Genomic DNA, 16,426 nt, shown 5'->3' with positions numbered 1-16,426 from the left:
CTAAGCTTTATTTTCTGCTGGAGTTTCTACCACAATTTCAACCTCTTCAACTTGGGTAACTTCAGCTTGAGGTTTTGCCTGCAGACTCGCTTCTAGCTCATTTAAACGTTGTTCTAAACGATTAAGTTTTTCACGAGTGCGTAATAAGACTTGAGTTTGTACATCAAACTCTTCGCGATTGACTAAATCCAATTTGTTTAATTGAGATTGCAGAACAGTGCGGATTTTTTTATCAATATCATCACCAAAATCTTTAACGCCTTGTGGCAGTACGTTTTGGATTTGGCGCGCGACTTGTTCAAGTTTTTTCGGGTCCAACATGGGAAATCCTCACAAATAAAATAGAAAGCTGAGGTTAAGTGTAATATGAGGACAGAGGGAATAAAACTAGATATCAAGATTATTGTTACTTTTTATTATAAATCGTTAAATAACCGTATGTCATAAAATGATTATGTGATGAAACAAAGATTGTCGTCGATTGATGATTGCCTCTTATAATTTTAAAGCGTATAGTTTCACCGTTAATCTCAGGGCGGGGTGAAAGTCCCCACCGGCGGTAGATACCTGAATACATAGGTAAAGCCCGCGAGCGCTTTGTGTTGCTATTGTAATGCAAAGGTCAGCAGATCCAGTGTAATTCTGGAGCCGACAGTTAAAGTCTGGATGGGAGAGAATAAAATAGCATCAGTAGGATCATTGTATCCATTCCTGTTGTTTCTGCTTGTGTTTTTATTAAGCAGAGATCCACTCCTAAGACTGCCCTGATTCTGGTAACTTTCATTAATTATTGAGGTTTTTTTACCATGAATCAGACGCTACTTTCCGAATTCGGTAATCCATTTGAGCGTGTTGAACTTGCTCTAGAAGCCCTTCGTGCGGGTAAAGGCGTGATGGTGCTCGACGACGAGAATCGCGAAAATGAAGGCGATATGGTTTTCGCCGCAGAAACAATGACTACAGAACAAATGGCGATGTCTATTCGTCATGGTAGTGGTATTGTTTGTTTATGCATTACAGAAGAACGTCGTCAACAACTTGATTTGCCTATGATGGTGGAGAATAACACCAGTCATTTTCATACGGCATTTACAGTAACGATTGAAGCAGCACAAGGCGTAACAACAGGTGTTTCAGCATCTGATCGTTTAACCACAGTACGTGCAGCCGCCGCTGACAATGCAAAACCAAGTGATTTAAATCGCCCAGGTCATGTATTCCCATTACGTGCTCAACCTGGTGGTGTGTTAACGCGTGGCGGACACACAGAAGCATCAATTGATTTAGCAACTTTAGCTGGTTTTAAACCTGTTGCAGTGTTATGTGAATTAACCAATGACGATGGCACAATGGCAAGAGCACCAGAAGTGATTACTTTTGCTAAAAAGCACAATATGCCAGTGTTAACTATTGAAGATTTAGTGGCTTATCGTCTTCGTAAGGAGAAAAAAGCTGGCTGAAATTAACATGTTATAACCGACACTGAAAACACACACACACTTATTTAAGCCACTTAAGGAAACTTAGGTGGCTTTTTTCATATTTTTTGAATAACTATTTCATACTTCTTTGACTATATTTCAAGTAATAAGGCAGTATGCTTATACGATAAGAACACTTGCCATAGAGGTGGTTATGGAAACAAAAATGATGCCAGCACTGTTTATTGGGCATGGTAGTCCAATGAATGTATTAGAAGATAATACATATACTCGCCTCTGGTCAGAATTAGGGGAAACGCTTCCTCAACCTAAAGCGATTTTAGTGATTTCAGCCCATTGGTATACTGATGGAACGTATGTAACGGCAATGTCGCAACCAAAGACAATTCATGATTTTTATGGATTTCCACCAGAATTGTATGCAATAGAATATCCAGCGCGAGGCTCGATAGGTTTAGCCGCACTGATTGAAGATCTGATTGATCCGATTAAATTAAAACTCGATATGGATCAATGGGGATTAGATCATGGAAGTTGGGGAATACTTGAAAAAATGTATCCCAACGCAAATATTCCAGTTGTTCAGTTAAGCATTGATGCACGTCAATCGGCACAATGGCACTATGAATTAGGGCAAAAGCTGGTTGAATTGCGTAAAGAAGGTGTCTTAATTATTGGTAGCGGTAATATCGTTCATAATTTAAGAATGATGGATTGGCAAAACAGCGACGCAACGCCTTATCCTTGGGCATTGGCTTTTAATGAGGCAGTCGAAAATAGTTTACAAAGCGATAAGGTACCAGAAGCGTTATTTACGATTTTATCAACAGAAGAAGGGCGATTGTCACATCCTACTCCCGATCATTTTTTGCCTGCTTTGTATCTATTAGGTTTAAAACAAGCGGGTGAAAAGGTAACAGTGTTGAATAATGATATTGTGAATAAATCATTAAGTATGATGACGTTTCAAATTGGATAAAACCATCCAATAAAACCTATTGATATAAGTAAAAGGCTAAATTCATTTTATGGGATTTAGCCTTTTTTACTAATAACGAAACCTATTTTGAATAAAAAACACCTTACTGCTTATCAGCAATAAGGTGCTCAATATAATTTTAAGATTTCTATTAATCTAAAATAATATGTGGATAGAAGCGTGAAAGATCTTGCGTGATAAGCTCTCTATCTTCTCTGATGCAAATACCTGCAGATTGGTCGTTAACCAGCCAGCTACCAATTAATGTATAGCTATCGCCAAATTTTGGCAGTGGGTGGAAATCCTGAACAATAAAGCCTTCTTCACCGTAAGGACCATCTGCGACAGCAATATCTTTGCCGTTTTCAACAATGCGAATATTTGCACCTTCGCGTGAAAACAGTGGCTTGATAACATAACGTGATAATGAATCAGGCGCTTTACCCTCATAAAAATAAGCAGGTAGCAGATTGGGGTGATTAGGGAACATTTCCCAAAGCATTGGTAATAATGCTTTATTTGAGATAATGCTCTTCCAAGAAGGCTCTAACCAACGAATACCCGCATCAGCCAGTTTAGTTGAGAAGTCTTCGCGGAACATAAATTCCCAAGGGTAAAGCTTAAACATGTTGCTGATTATCTGATCTTGCAGATCAGTTAATTCACCACGTTCACCTAAACCTAGATCTTCAATAAAGACAAAGTCAGTTGTGACTTCTGCTTCTTCAGCACAATCTTGTAAGTATTGAACGGTACCACGATCTTCTTGCGTATCTTGGCAACAAGACATATGCAGATAACGCATCCCGTATTGATCACGAAGCTCTGCAAAACGATCAATCAACTTTTCTTGTATGCTATTAAATTGATCGGCATTTTGCGGTAAACGACCTGCATTGACTTGATCTTCAAGCCAGATCCATTGAAAAAAAGCAGATTCATACAATGAAGTTGGTGTGTCTGCATTATTTTCTAACAGTTTTGCCGGACTTTTACCGTCATACGCTAAATCAAGACGTGAATAGAGCGAAGGTTGAGACGATTTCCATGAATCACGTACAAAATCCCAACAGTGACGAGGGATTTGAAAACGAGTCAGCAACTCTTCGCTATTAGCCACTTTATCAGCGACTTGTAAACACATCTGATGCAGCTCTTCTGTCGTTTCTTCTAACGTTTCAACCTCTTCCATTGAGAATTGATAATAAGCATCTTCAGACCAATAAGGCTCGCCATACATTGTATGAAAGTTAAAGCCAAATTCAGTTGCTTTTTCACGCCAATCCGGGCGTTCAATGATATTTTCGCGTTTCATGGTTTTAATTAACCACCTGAACGATAAGAAGATGAACCGGTTGAGCTACGGTTATTATTCGTAGCATTGGTACGTTGAGCCGCAGCTTGTCTTGAAACCGTATTACCAAAGCCACCACGTGTTATTGTTGAGGTTGTTGATGGTTTTGGTGTCATGGCTGTTTTTGGTACGTTCATTTGACGCCCACCAACCGCAGGACCATAGTTACGGCCTGTCGCATCCACAAATTTACCGTTTGCAGGGCTTGTTGGATTACGCGAACTAAACAGTGGTTGTGCTGGTGCGCCACCCCCCATTAAGCGACCCATCATATAACCCGCCATTAATGGCATAAAGAAGCTACCACCGGAGTTAGCTTGGGCCATTTGTGAGCTGTCTGGGTTTAAATTATTGGCATTTTCAGTACTCACAGCTTGTCCATCAATCGACGCTGTTTGTGTACATTGAGCATCACCGAATTCAGCTACACAATCTTCTAATGTTGCGTATTTAGGTGCTGTACGTTGTGCCTCTTGTAATGCAGTACGATAAGAGTCTTCACACTGTGCTGCTTGTGAAGGATTCGCTTGAGCACATTCTTGTGCATTCATATACAGTGAAACTGTCTCATCGCTCTCTTCACATCCTGAAAGCGCGAATACAGCAGTGATGGCGATTGCAACAGGCGCCAGACGATAAGGACGGAATGCTTTACGGAAAGCATCTCGATTAATCGATTTGGTACGTTTCATTGGCATATTGGTAAGATCCATAAAAGGTAACACGTTCAAAATAAAAGCTAGGATAGGTTAAATAGTCTAGAAAATAAATAAGAAACGCCTAATCATCAGGGATAACCAGAAATTTGTGATCTTTATAAGGTTAAGAATAATGAAATTAGGTGAATCTTCTCTTTTTAACCTAATTGTGATTAAGCTATTTGTTAATACAAGAATATAGATATTGTTGAGATCTTAATTTAAGCCATAACATGATATTGTAATGTTAAGAATAAGCATAAAAAAACCGCTTATCAGTTTATTGCTGAAAGCGGTTTTTTATAAGTGGCTAAATTCTTAATTCACGATCACGGAGCAACGTTAAGAGCAGGGCTTGTTAACGAGCGAATAATACTATCTGGTGAAGTAGAAACTTCTGCACCCAGTGTATTATTTAGCTGAATTAAGTCATTTTCATTTAATGTGCCACGTGCATATTCAATATTTAGTTGGTTAATTAAATAGTCATAACGTGCGTTGGATAATTTTTGTTTTGCATCATAAAGTGTTGTTGTGGCATTTAACACATCAACAATAGTACGAGTACCCACTTGATAACCCGCTTCAGTTGCATCTAATGAACTTTGTGCAGAAACAACAACTTGTTGATACGCTTTGATGCTACTGATTGATGCAGAAATATTGTTATAAGAAGAACGTGCGATTTGGACAATAGAACGATAAACCGACTCTAATTGTTCGCTTGCACTCGTAAAACCATATTGTGCTTGTTCAACTTGTGAGCTTGTTCTGCCACCTGTATACAGAGGAATACTAACAGACAGACCAATACTATTTTGACCACTGTAACTATTGCGACTAGTGTTAGGCGTTACAGGAGGTAATGCGCTACCGTGACTATGGCTATTGGATACGCCAGTTGATGCATTTAAATCTACGGTTGGTAAGTGACCAGATTGCGCTAAACGAATATTTTCGCGCGCTAAATCTTGGCCTAAACGTGCACTTAATAAACTTAAGTTACGTTCTTCGGCATCTTTTAACAGTTTCTCAATAGAGTCTGGTGATGTTGTTGAAAAACGGCTGATATTGAGTGATGCCAGATTAATGTAATAAATACCACTGACTTGGCGTAGTTTCTCTAATGCGTTATCTAATTGGTTACGGCCAACCACTTCTTGTGCCAGTACGCTATCATAATTTGCACGCGCATTTTGTACGTCAGTAATAGCCACTAAACCTACGTTAAAACGTTGAGTTGTTTGATCTAACTGACGGTAAACTTGTTCTTTTTGCGCTTCAATAAATGATAATGAATCAATAGCACGTAAAACATCAAAGTAAGCGGTCGCGGTGTCTAAAATCAGCTTTTGCTGACTTGTTTGATAAGTCACATCGCTCATACCCGCAGTTTTTTCTTGAATGTTTAACTGGCGCCATAATGACATGTTAAACACACTTTGAGTTAGCGTTAAACTTGCACCAATAGAATTGGATTCGGTGTTGTTATTATCGCGGTAGCCGCTTTTATAATCGGCAGAGGCACCTAATCCTAATTGGGGTAATAATGAGCCACGAGCTTCATTAATTTTTTCAAAAGCTTGATTTCTTTCAGCTAATGACTTGCGTAACTCAGGGTTACTGTCCTTTGCTTTTTGATAAACTTGAAGCAGATCCTCAGCCTGACTTGCAGTGCTGAATCCTGCCAAACTCATCGTGACCAAAAGAGAGAGCAGTTTTTTCATTTTAATTCCTTGTTGCAACAGTTTCGCTGAGTTGCCTCTGTTAATCTTGATTGGGGATAATTCTAGCAGATTGTTTCCCTAAGTAGGGGTAGCCATTTGTGCCATATCCTTTTATTTTAGATTAACTTTACATGAATTGTTGGCAAATTTCTTTAAATCTGTATTAAACATAAGCAATAAAAAGACTCTTAAATATAACTTAAGGAACATTGTATGAAGAAAAGGGAAAATACACCATTTTTATACGGCCGTGAAGACGTGAAATTGCTCAATCAAAAAGATTTATATAAAGGCTTTTTCCGTATGACTGAGTACCGCTTTAAACATCGCCTTTTTGAAGGCGGATGGAGTGAAGAAGTCAAACGTGAAGTCTTTGAGCGAGGCAATGCGGGTGTTTTGTTAGCTTATGATGCTAAACGTGATGAAGTGGTATTAATTGAGCAAATTCGTATTCCTGCGTATGAAACCAGTGAGACACCTTGGTTGCTAGAAGTGATTGCGGGTATGGTTGAACAAGGCGAAAGCCCAGAAGACGTTGTTAGACGCGAAGCCCAAGAAGAAGCGGGCGTTGTTGTTGGGCGATGCGAGTCAATTATTAGTTATCTTTCTAGTCCTGGTGGCACCAGCGAAAGAATGCATGTTTATGTCGGTGAAGTTGATGCAACAACAGCAAAAGGTATTCATGGATTAGCGTGTGAAAATGAAGATATTCGTGTTCATGTTGTTAGCAGAGAACAAGCTTATCGTTGGGTTGAAGAGGGCGTGATTGACAATGCTGCATCCGTCATTGCACTTCAATGGTTACAACTTCATCATATTGAGTTAAGAAAGCGTTGGTCGGTAATTTAATATATTAATCAATCTTTAAAGGGTGTTTTTAGTAATATTATCAAGTAGAGTAACTATCTCTAAGTGTACGATATCAAATGAATTAAATTGTAAAAAGAAGTGAAAAAAACGTGATTGAAAGCGAGAATATTTCTCACTAATCTTTTGAAATGTGTATTGGTTGGCAGATCTTTACTACGAAAATACGTTAACATAACGGCTAATGAGAGTGAAACAAGGAAACCTTTTGGAAAGCCAGCTTGAATTATCGGTGAAACACAAAAACACCGTAAGAATATTACAAATCACAGACACCCACCTCTTTGCTAATGTGGAAGACACTTTGCTGGGCATAAATACTTATCGTAGCTACCATGCGGTATTAAATGCGATTAGAGAGCAGGGTCTTGATGTTGACTTGATTGTAGCAACAGGTGATTTAGTTCAAGATCAAACCTTTGAAGCTTATCAGCATTTTGCGGATGGCATTGCAACGTTAACACCACCTTGTGTTTGGTTGCCGGGTAATCATGACTATCAACCTGCGATGATTGATGCTTTAAATCAGGCAGGCGTTTTGTCAGCTAAACAAGTGTTGATTGGTGATAATTGGCAAATGCTGTTATTAGATAGCCAAATTCAAGGTGTTCCTCATGGTGAATTATCAGATTGTCAATTAGATTGGCTAACACGCTGTCTCGAAAGTCAAAAGCACAGAGATACGATTATCTTGTTGCATCATCATCCTATGCCGTCAGGGTGTACATGGTTAGATCAACACAGTTTAAGAAATTCTCAAGAATTGGCTGAGCGTTTAAGAGAGCACTCTCAAGTAAAAATGATGCTTTGTGGTCACATTCATCAAGAAATGGATGAAATGTGGAATGGTATTCGTTTGTTGGCAACACCTTCTACGTGCATTCAATTTCGCCCTCATTGTACTAATTTTACATTAGATACTGTTTCTCCGGGCTGGCGTTATTTGGAAATGTCACTTTTATCTGATGAGAAGGGCAGAATTGAAACACAAGTTTACCGTTTAGAGGGGACTGAATTTTGTCCTGACCTTGATTCGGATGGCTATTAAGTCATGCCTCGTATTCTCTATTTACATGGCTTTAATAGCTCACCAAAATCAGCAAAGGCACAGGCTTTTCGTCAATGGCTTGAAGTAACACATCCTGAAATTGAATTGTTAGTACCTCAATTGCCACCTTACCCTCAAGAAGCCGCTCAGTTAATTGAATCGTTAGCTAAAGAGTGCGTAGATGACAAGCTTGGATTAATTGGCTCATCATTAGGTGGCTACTTATCGATCTGGCTATCTCAACGTTTTAATTTACCCGCTGTTGTTGTTAATCCTGCGATCCGTCCTTTTGATCTCTTACAAAATTTCTTGGGTGAAAACGAAAATCCCTATACACATCAAAAGTATAGATTAGAACCTCATCATATGGATGAGTTACTTGCCTTGCGTATTCCCGTAATTACATCACCCGAACTTATTTGGTTGCTTCAACAAACTGGAGATGAAATACTTGATTATCGTCAAGCTGTCTCATATCTTGGCGCGTGTAGGCAAACCGTAGAATCGGATGGAAATCACGCATTTGTGGGTTTTGAACGTTTTTTTCCGAAAATTATTCAATTTTTAAAGATAATTTAGTCTTTCGGTTAATTAACCTGTAAAACGTAGGTTGATGTATCTATCCGAAAATTAATATCATATTGCCGCAAACACCTGTTATTATAAACAGTATTTTCTAACAGCGAACCGCAGATTAAAACAATGACTCAATCAAGTTATAACGCAAAGGATATTGAGGTTCTTAATGGTCTAGAGCCTGTACGTCGCCGTCCAGGGATGTATACAGATACAACAAGACCGAACCATTTGGCACAGGAAGTGATCGATAATAGCGTGGACGAGGCGCTTGCGGGACACGCATCGAAGGTCGATGTCATTTTATATGCAGATCAATCTATCGAAGTTATCGATAATGGGCGAGGAATGCCTGTCGATATTCACCCAGAACTTAAGGTCTCTGCTATCGAGTTAATCCTTGCTCACCTTCACGCCGGAGGAAAATTCTCTAATAAAAACTATCAATTTTCTGGCGGGTTGCATGGTGTGGGGATCTCGGTTGTTAACGCCCTCTCAAAGCGTATTGAAGTAACTGTTCGTCGTGATGGTAAAATTTACCAAATTGCCTTTGAAAATGGCGATAAAGTTGAAGAGTTGCATGAGATTGGCACCTGTGCAAAACGAGATACAGGAACGAGTGTGCATTTTTGGCCTGATGGCGCCTATTTTGATGTTCCTCGTTTTTCTTCTAAAAGCTTATCTCATGTATTAAAAGCTAAAGCGGTATTATGCCCGGGCGTGAATGTTTCTTTTGTCGATAAAGTAAACAATACTCAAGAAAATTGGTGCTACGCTGATGGTTTAACCGATTATTTAAGTGAAGCTGTTGCTGAATTTGTTCGCCTTCCTGAAGAGCCGTTTACAGGCAAATTTGAAGGAGATAATGAAGCCGTTGAATGGTCTATGTTATGGCTACCTGAAGGTGGCGATCTACTCACTGAAAGCTATGTTAACTTAATTCCGACGGTTCAAGGTGGTACACACGTAAATGGTTTACGCCAAGGTGTGTTAGATGCAATGCGCGAATTTTGTGAATTCCGTAATTTGCTACCAAGAGGTCTTAAGTTAACCGCGGATGATACATGGGAGCGTTGCGCTTATGTATTATCAGTGAAAATGCAAGATCCTCAATTTGCAGGGCAAACCAAAGAACGACTCTCTTCAAGACAAACCAGTGCATTTGTTGCAAATGCGGTAAAAAACGCTTTTAGCTTATGGCTAAATCAAAACGTTCAAGTCGGCGAATTACTCGCTGAAATGGCGATTAGTAGCGCGCAACGTCGTATGCGAGCAGCTAAAAAAGTGGTGAGAAAGAAACTCACTTCAGGGCCAGCATTGCCGGGTAAATTGGCTGATTGTACTTCTCAAGATTTACGTTACACCGAGCTATTTTTGGTCGAAGGGGACTCTGCAGGAGGTTCTGCTAAACAAGCTCGAGATCGTGAATATCAAGCGATTATGCCTTTGCGCGGTAAGATCCTAAATACATGGGAAGTCTCTTCAGATGAAGTGTTAGCGTCACAAGAAGTCCATGATATTTCGGTTGCAATTGGTATGGATCCTGATAGCGATGATTTAAGCCAACTGCGTTACGGTAAAATTTGTATTCTTGCGGATGCGGACTCGGATGGTTTACATATCGCAACTTTATTGTGTGCTTTATTTGTGCGCCATTTCCCAGCTCTTGTTAAGGAAGGGCACGTTTATATGGCGATGCCACCACTTTACCGTATCGACTTAGGTAAAGAAGTTCATTATGCCCTTGATGAATCAGAAAAAAATGCCATTTTACAACGTTTAAGTCGTAAAAAAGGAAAGCCTAACGTACAGCGCTTTAAAGGTTTAGGTGAGATGAACCCACTTCAACTGCGTGAAACAACGCTTGATCCCAATACGCGTCGTTTAGTGCAATTGGTGATTGATGATGAAAATTATCAAGAAACCCTAGGCATGATGGATATGTTGTTAGCGAAGAAACGCTCTGAAGATCGCCGAAATTGGTTACAAGAGAAGGGCGATGAAGTTGACATCGAAGTGTAATGGATACCACAAGAGTCTGAGGAAAAATTGAATGAGTGAATTGACTCATGATGGTGTAGAGCGCCAACCGCTCCACTTATTTACAGAGAATGCCTATCTCAACTATTCCATGTACGTCATTATGGATCGTGCATTGCCTTTTATTGGAGATGGGCTAAAACCTGTGCAACGTCGTATTGTTTATGCGATGTCAGAGCTAGGTTTAAGTAGTTCTGCTAAATTTAAAAAATCAGCCCGTACTGTTGGTGACGTGCTAGGTAAATATCACCCGCATGGTGATATTGCATGTTATGAAGCAATGGTACTGATGGCTCAGCCGTTCTCTTATCGTTATCCGTTAATTGATGGACAAGGTAACTGGGGGGCGCCGGATGATCCAAAATCTTTCGCCGCTATGCGTTATACCGAATCACGCCTTTCCAAATATTCACAAACATTATTGAGTGAATTAGGACATGGTACGGTAGATTGGATCCCTAACTTTGACGGCACGATGCAAGAGCCGAAAATGTTGCCAGCACGCTTACCTAATATCGTGCTTAATGGCACAACGGGGATTGCTGTTGGGATGGCAACGGACATTCCACCGCATAATGCACGTGAAATAGGACAAGCTTTAGTGATGCTTTTAGATAATCCTGATGCGGGATTATCTGACGTGATGCAATATGTCCAAGGCCCTGATTATCCAACTGAAGCTGAAATTATTACGGCTCAAGACGATATCAAAAAAATCTATAAAACGGGTCGTGGTTCGGTCAGAATGCGAGCTGTTTGGCAGAAAGAAGAAGGATGCGCGGTGATCACTGCATTACCTCATCAAGTTTCTGGTGCCAAAGTACTTGAGCAAATTGCAGCCTTGATGCGAGCAAAAAAACTGCCTTTAGTTGAAGATTTGCGTGATGAATCCGATCATGAAAATCCAACCAGACTTGTGATTGTTCCTCGTAGTAATCGTGTTAATTTAGAGCAAGTGATGTACTACTTGTTCGTAAATACCGATTTAGAAAAAAGTTATCGCGTTAACCTAAATATGATTGGGTTAGATAACCGCCCAGCAGTAAAAGGATTACTGACTATTTTAAACGAATGGTTAGTTTATCGTCGCCAAACAGTCACAAATCGTCTAAATCATCGTTTAGAAAAAGTTTTACGTCGCTTAGAGATCCTCAAAGGTTTATTAATTGCTTATCTCAATATTGATGAAGTGATTGAAATCATTCGTCATGAAGATGAGCCAAAAGCAGAATTAATGCGTCGCTTTGAGTTATCTGATATTCAAGCCGAAGCTATTTTAGAGTTACGTTTGCGTCATTTAGCCAAACTTGAAGAGATAAAACTAAAAGCTGAAAGTGATGAACTTGAAAAAGAACGCGATAGTATTGAGAAATTATTAAGTTCACCACGTCGCTTAAATACTTTACTGAAAAAAGAAATTGAAGCCGACGCAAAAGAATTTGGTGATGACAGACGTTCTCCTATTCGCCCTCAAGAAGAGGCGAAAGTGGTTAATGAACAAGATATGTTGCCATCAGAGCCTGTCACCATTGTGCTTTCTGAAATGGGCTGGGTACGTAATGCAAAAGGACATGATATTGATCCTAGCGGTATGAGTTATCGCGCTGGGGATAGTTATCACAGTGCAGTTCGAGGCATGAGTAATCAGCCTGTTCTGTTCCTTGATTCCACTGGCCGAAGCTATACTCTAAGCCCAAATGATATGCCTTCTGGACGTAGCCAAGGCGAACCATTAACCGGTAAGTTAACTTTCCCTCCAGAAGCTAGCGTGAAATACATGTTAGCGGGAAGTGCTGGACAAGAATATTTACTGGCAACAAAAGAAGGTTATGGCACGGTTCTCTCTTACGATGAGATGGAAACGAAGAATAAGACAGGTAAAGGTCTACTCACTGTTTCTGAAGAGACTGAATTATTAGCACCGCTCTTAGTTGATCCTCAAAAGAAAAATGAGCAACACTGGTTTATTATCATCACTGATAAAACACGTATTTTAGCCATTTCAGCAGAACAACTAAATGAAATGAATAAAAAAGGGCGTGGTACACGTCTTGTTGCTTTAGGGAAAGAGCAAGGTGATGTGATTGAACAAATGTTGTTTGCACCAAAAGATGAAGCATTAATCTTTACTGTTGATGGTCAGCAAGAAGTGCTTAAAGCAGAAGAGATCAACTATTTTAGCGGTAATGCGGGTGATGAACCTATTCCGTTAAAACATCTGCATCCTGAAGCAGTTACCGTCATTATGTCTGAAAAAGGGCTTATTCGTTGTCAAAAAGGACATAGTATTGATGCTAAATCGGTTGGTTTTAAATCTGGTGATGATTATTTTGATGCTGTTGAAGGGATGAGTAATCAACCAGTACACTTAATTGATACCACAGGTCAAAGTTATACTGTTGATGTTGATGCATTACCTTCTGGTCGTAGCAAAGGTGATGCGCTAACTGAACGATTAAAAGTTCAGAAAGGTGCGCAATTGCGTCATGTTGTTATGGGCGAAAATACCGATAAGATCGTCATGGCATCTGATGCCGGTTATGGTTTTATCTGTCAGGTTGATGATTTAACTTCTAAAAATAAAGCAGGAAAATCATTACTGACTTTACCTGAAAATGCATTACCATTACCACCACAGCGCTTGAACAATGAGCTCACTGATCTCATTATGATCATTACTAAAGGCGGTAGAATGCTGATTTTTGAAGCATCTGAATTACCAACTATGGTAAAAGGAAAAGGAAATCAGATGGTTTCTATTCCGGCGTCACAAGCCGCAAGTGGTGAAGATAACGTCGCTTGGTTACGTGTATTACCTGAGAATGCCTCTGTTACATTGCATTTCGGTAAACGTAAGATGACAATGTCGATGAATGAGTTAGTTAGCTTTAAAGCAAAACGTGGACGTCGAGGAACCTCTTTACCTCGTGGTGCTCAAGTTATCGATCATATTGATATTGAAACAAATTAAATCTAATACTTAATTGATATTGAGTGGGTCTGTTGACCCACTTCTATTTAGGACGCTAAAACTTATGTTAGCCATTATTCGAGGCATCATTGTCATTCTTTACACCATTATTGTGGTGACGTTTGGAATGATTTATTGCATGTTTTCACCAAGAAATCCTAAACATGTAATGACTTATGGACGCTTATTCGGCAAGTTATCTACTGTTTTTGGTATCAAACTCGTTGAGCGCTTTCCAAAAGAAGCAAAAAGTTATGGTCCAAGTATTTATATCGGAAACCATCAAAATAATTTCGATATGGTAACGATGTCAAATGCGGTTCAACCTAATACCGTGACAGTAGGTAAAAAAAGCTTAATTTTTATTCCTTTTTTTGGTCAATTGTATTGGATCACAGGGAATATTTTAATTGATAGAGCAAACCGCTCTAAAGCACATGGCACCATTTCACAAGTTGCTGATCAAATTAAATCGAAGAAGATTTCTGTTTGGATGTTCCCAGAAGGAACACGTAGCCGTGGCCGTGGACTATTACCGTTTAAAACGGGGGCATTCCATGCCGCCATTCAAGCGGGCGTACCGATTATTCCTGTTTGTGTTTCAACAACACAGGGTAAGATTAAGCTAAACCGTTGGAATAATGGGTACGTTATTGTTGAAATGTTACCTCCAATTGACGTTTCAAAATACACCAAAGATCAAGTTCGAGAATTAGCAGAAGATTGTCGTCAAATTATGAAAGCGAAAATCGAAGAGCTAGATAGAGAAGTTGAAGAAATGAATAAACGTGATTTTCCCGGTAAGTTAAATTAATACTTTTTTCGTTGCTTTGTTTGTACAAATATAAGCCTGATCTTCATATACTCGTCATACTTCAAGGTGCAACGTTGTTGACTACACTCATTTGCGCTAGTTACATATTTATGTATGTGACTAGCGGCTCATTCATTAGTTGCCTAGTTGTATTTTGAATTATTTAGAGTGCTGGTTATCAACTATTTTTAGGATTTATGTCACATCCGCGCTATTATGCTCCCGTAATTTCATTTAAGTCCTTTTGTCTTTAAATCACAGCAGCTTTTTTCCTGTCACAGCATTTTGATTATGCAATAGGAATATTTGTATTTTGTTGCGGAGAAAGTATGTCATTTAGTCGTCGCCAGTTTATTCAGGCTACAGGCTTAGCGGTATGTCTGGGCTCTATATCTTCTGTTCGTGCTGAATCAGTTAATGATAAAAAATTACCTATACCGCCTTTGTTGGAATCGCGTCGTGGTCAGCCACTGTTCTTAACTTTGCAAAACGTGCATTGGGCGTTTAATGGTACTCAAAAAGCACAGGTTTGGGGGATCAATGGCTCAACTCCGGGACCGACAATCAAAGTCAAAAGTGGCGATGATATAAAACTGATTTATAGTAACCGCCTTAATGAAGCGGTATCAATGACGGTAAGTGGCTTATTAGTTCCGGGCACTCAAGTCGGTGGAGCCGCAAGACTAATGTCACCCGGAGCTTATTGGTCGCCGGTATTGCCTATTCGTCAGAAAGCAACAACATGTTGGTATCACGCCAATACACCGTTTAAAATGGCACCTCATGTTTATAATGGATTGGTAGGAATGTGGATTGTGGAAGATGAAGAGAGCAAATCCCTACCGCTACCAAAACATTATGGAGTGAATGATTTTCCGATCATCATTCAAGATAAACGGATTGATAACTTTGGTACGCCACAATACGACAAAGAAGCTGCTAGTGATGGCTTCTATGGTGATACATTGTTAGTTAATGGACGTGAAGATCCTTATATTGAAGTCTCTAGAGGTTGGATCCGCTTACGTTTAGTGAATGCATCTAATGCTCGTCGTTATGAATTAACTGCAAATGATGGTCGATCGCTTTACCTTATCGCTTCTGATCAGGGGTTATTAACATCTCCTGTAGAATTGAAGTCAATTCCAATGGCTCCAGGGGAGCGACGTGAAATATTGGTTGATATGTCTGAAGGTGGTGACGTCACCATTACCGCGGGGCAAAGTGCCGGCTTTATGGATAGGCTCCGTGGTATTTTTGAATCTTCAGATTTATTACGTAATACCAATATAATAACGATTAAACCAACCGGATTAATGTCATTAATGACAGACAAAGTCCCTGCGCAATTAGCGGTAGATGACACACAAATCACTACCTCTATTCAGCCTAGAACTATTCAACTGCATAACAGTCCTCCGGGAATAAATAATGCTCGTTGGGAACTTTCAAGAATTGATTTAGTCGGTAAGCAAAATGGCTGGGAGCGTTGGCTTGTAACAGTACCGACACCGCAACCATTCCATATTGAAGGTGCCCGTTTTAAAGTGATTAATCATAATGGTCAGAAACCTGCACCCTCTGATTTTGGTTGGAAAGATACTGTTTGGATTGAGGATCAAAGTGAATTGCTGGTGGAATTAAAACAGCCTTCTTATTCGCATTTCCCTTTCTTATATTACAGCCAAGTATTAGAAAATGCAGATAAAGGTATGGTAGGACAAATGGAAGTCACGCCTTCGGAATAAAAATTCAGTAGTAATACTAAATTAAAATAAAAACAGTATTTTTCAAATAAAAATACTGTTTTTTTTCATGTTAAAAACAATGTGAATTATATTTTTTAGACTAAAGTTTAAATAGAGAAAATATTTCCAAAAAAATTGTTAATTAATTTAATATTTTTGTTT

13 protein-coding genes, 1 pseudogene and 1 riboswitch are annotated in these 16,426 nt (G+C 39.4%); of the genes and pseudogenes, 10 read left to right on the top strand and 4 right to left on the bottom strand.

Translation table 11 applies throughout. The features are described 5' to 3' along the window. The gene (gene ubiK, locus H1225_RS12285) at positions 1-321 is read right to left on the bottom strand and encodes a ubiquinone biosynthesis accessory factor UbiK (protein ID WP_161737867.1); all 321 of its coding nucleotides are present in this window, start codon (positions 319-321) and stop codon (positions 1-3) included. 201 nt (positions 322-522) lie between these two features. Continuing rightward, positions 523-682, top strand: a riboswitch (FMN riboswitch). A gap of 124 nt (positions 683-806) precedes the next feature. On the opposite strand from ubiK, the gene ribB reads away from it, so the two are divergent. Together ribB and ygiD are read left to right on the top strand one after the other, a co-directional pair. After that, complete coding sequence (gene ribB, locus H1225_RS12280; RefSeq protein WP_006536009.1) at positions 807-1,460, top strand: 3,4-dihydroxy-2-butanone-4-phosphate synthase; 654 nt, start codon at positions 807-809, stop codon at positions 1,458-1,460. 175 nt (positions 1,461-1,635) lie between these two features. Beyond that, complete coding sequence (ygiD, locus tag H1225_RS12275; RefSeq protein ID WP_072064307.1) at positions 1,636-2,421, top strand: 4,5-DOPA-extradiol-dioxygenase; 786 nt, start codon at positions 1,636-1,638, stop codon at positions 2,419-2,421. A gap of 151 nt (positions 2,422-2,572) precedes the next feature. Here the strand turns inward: ygiD and H1225_RS12270 are convergent, their stop codons facing one another. The 3 genes from H1225_RS12270 to tolC form a co-directional block, all read right to left on the bottom strand. Then, a complete protein-coding gene (locus H1225_RS12270) occupies positions 2,573-3,736 on the bottom strand; it encodes a glutathionylspermidine synthase family protein (protein WP_072064306.1) in 1,164 nt (387 codons plus the stop codon). Positions 3,737-3,744: 8 nt separating this feature from the next. Beyond that, the gene (locus H1225_RS12265) at positions 3,745-4,473 is read right to left on the bottom strand and encodes a DUF1190 family protein (protein ID WP_072064305.1); all 729 of its coding nucleotides are present in this window, start codon (positions 4,471-4,473) and stop codon (positions 3,745-3,747) included. 329 nt (positions 4,474-4,802) lie between these two features. Beyond that, the gene (gene tolC, locus H1225_RS12260) at positions 4,803-6,200 is read right to left on the bottom strand and encodes an outer membrane channel protein TolC (RefSeq protein WP_072064304.1); all 1,398 of its coding nucleotides are present in this window, start codon (positions 6,198-6,200) and stop codon (positions 4,803-4,805) included. Between the two features lie 213 nt (positions 6,201-6,413). On the opposite strand from tolC, the gene nudF reads away from it, so the two are divergent. From nudF to ftsP, 8 genes and pseudogenes are all read left to right on the top strand, one after another. After that, a complete protein-coding gene (nudF, locus tag H1225_RS12255; protein ID WP_161669596.1) occupies positions 6,414-7,049 on the top strand; it encodes an ADP-ribose diphosphatase in 636 nt (211 codons plus the stop codon). Between the two features lie 226 nt (positions 7,050-7,275). Next, entirely contained in the window at positions 7,276-8,115 is an 840-nt protein-coding gene (cpdA, locus tag H1225_RS12250; protein ID WP_072064302.1) for a 3',5'-cyclic-AMP phosphodiesterase, read from the top strand. 3 nt (positions 8,116-8,118) lie between these two features. Further along, positions 8,119-8,694: an esterase YqiA gene (gene yqiA, locus H1225_RS12245; protein ID WP_006535999.1), complete on the top strand. Its 576-nt coding sequence runs from the start codon at positions 8,119-8,121 to the stop codon at positions 8,692-8,694. Positions 8,695-8,817: 123 nt separating this feature from the next. Further along, complete coding sequence (gene parE, locus H1225_RS12240; RefSeq protein WP_072064300.1) at positions 8,818-10,713, top strand: DNA topoisomerase IV subunit B; 1,896 nt, start codon at positions 8,818-8,820, stop codon at positions 10,711-10,713. A 31-nt stretch (positions 10,714-10,744) separates the two neighbouring features. Further along, positions 10,745-12,925: pseudogene (gene parC, locus H1225_RS12235) on the top strand (DNA topoisomerase IV subunit A); the annotation flags it as partial. A 51-nt stretch (positions 12,926-12,976) separates the two neighbouring features. After that, positions 12,977-13,702: a DNA gyrase C-terminal beta-propeller domain-containing protein gene (locus tag H1225_RS18440; protein ID WP_373273832.1), complete on the top strand. Its 726-nt coding sequence runs from the start codon at positions 12,977-12,979 to the stop codon at positions 13,700-13,702. Positions 13,703-13,766: 64 nt separating this feature from the next. Beyond that, positions 13,767-14,516, top strand: coding sequence for a 1-acylglycerol-3-phosphate O-acyltransferase (locus H1225_RS12225; protein ID WP_072064298.1), 750 nt, complete (start codon positions 13,767-13,769; stop codon positions 14,514-14,516). A gap of 329 nt (positions 14,517-14,845) precedes the next feature. Beyond that, positions 14,846-16,264, top strand: a complete 1,419-nt coding sequence (ftsP, locus tag H1225_RS12220; protein ID WP_161724240.1) for a cell division protein FtsP — start codon at positions 14,846-14,848, stop codon at positions 16,262-16,264. The last annotated feature ends 162 nt before the right edge of the window (positions 16,265-16,426 follow it).

Origin of the sequence: Proteus penneri (genome assembly GCF_022369495.1) — a bacterium.
GTDB lineage: Bacteria > Pseudomonadota > Gammaproteobacteria > Enterobacterales > Enterobacteriaceae > Proteus > Proteus penneri.
Note: the sequence above shows the minus strand (reverse complement) of the source record. Positions and strands in the feature narration are given on the sequence as shown.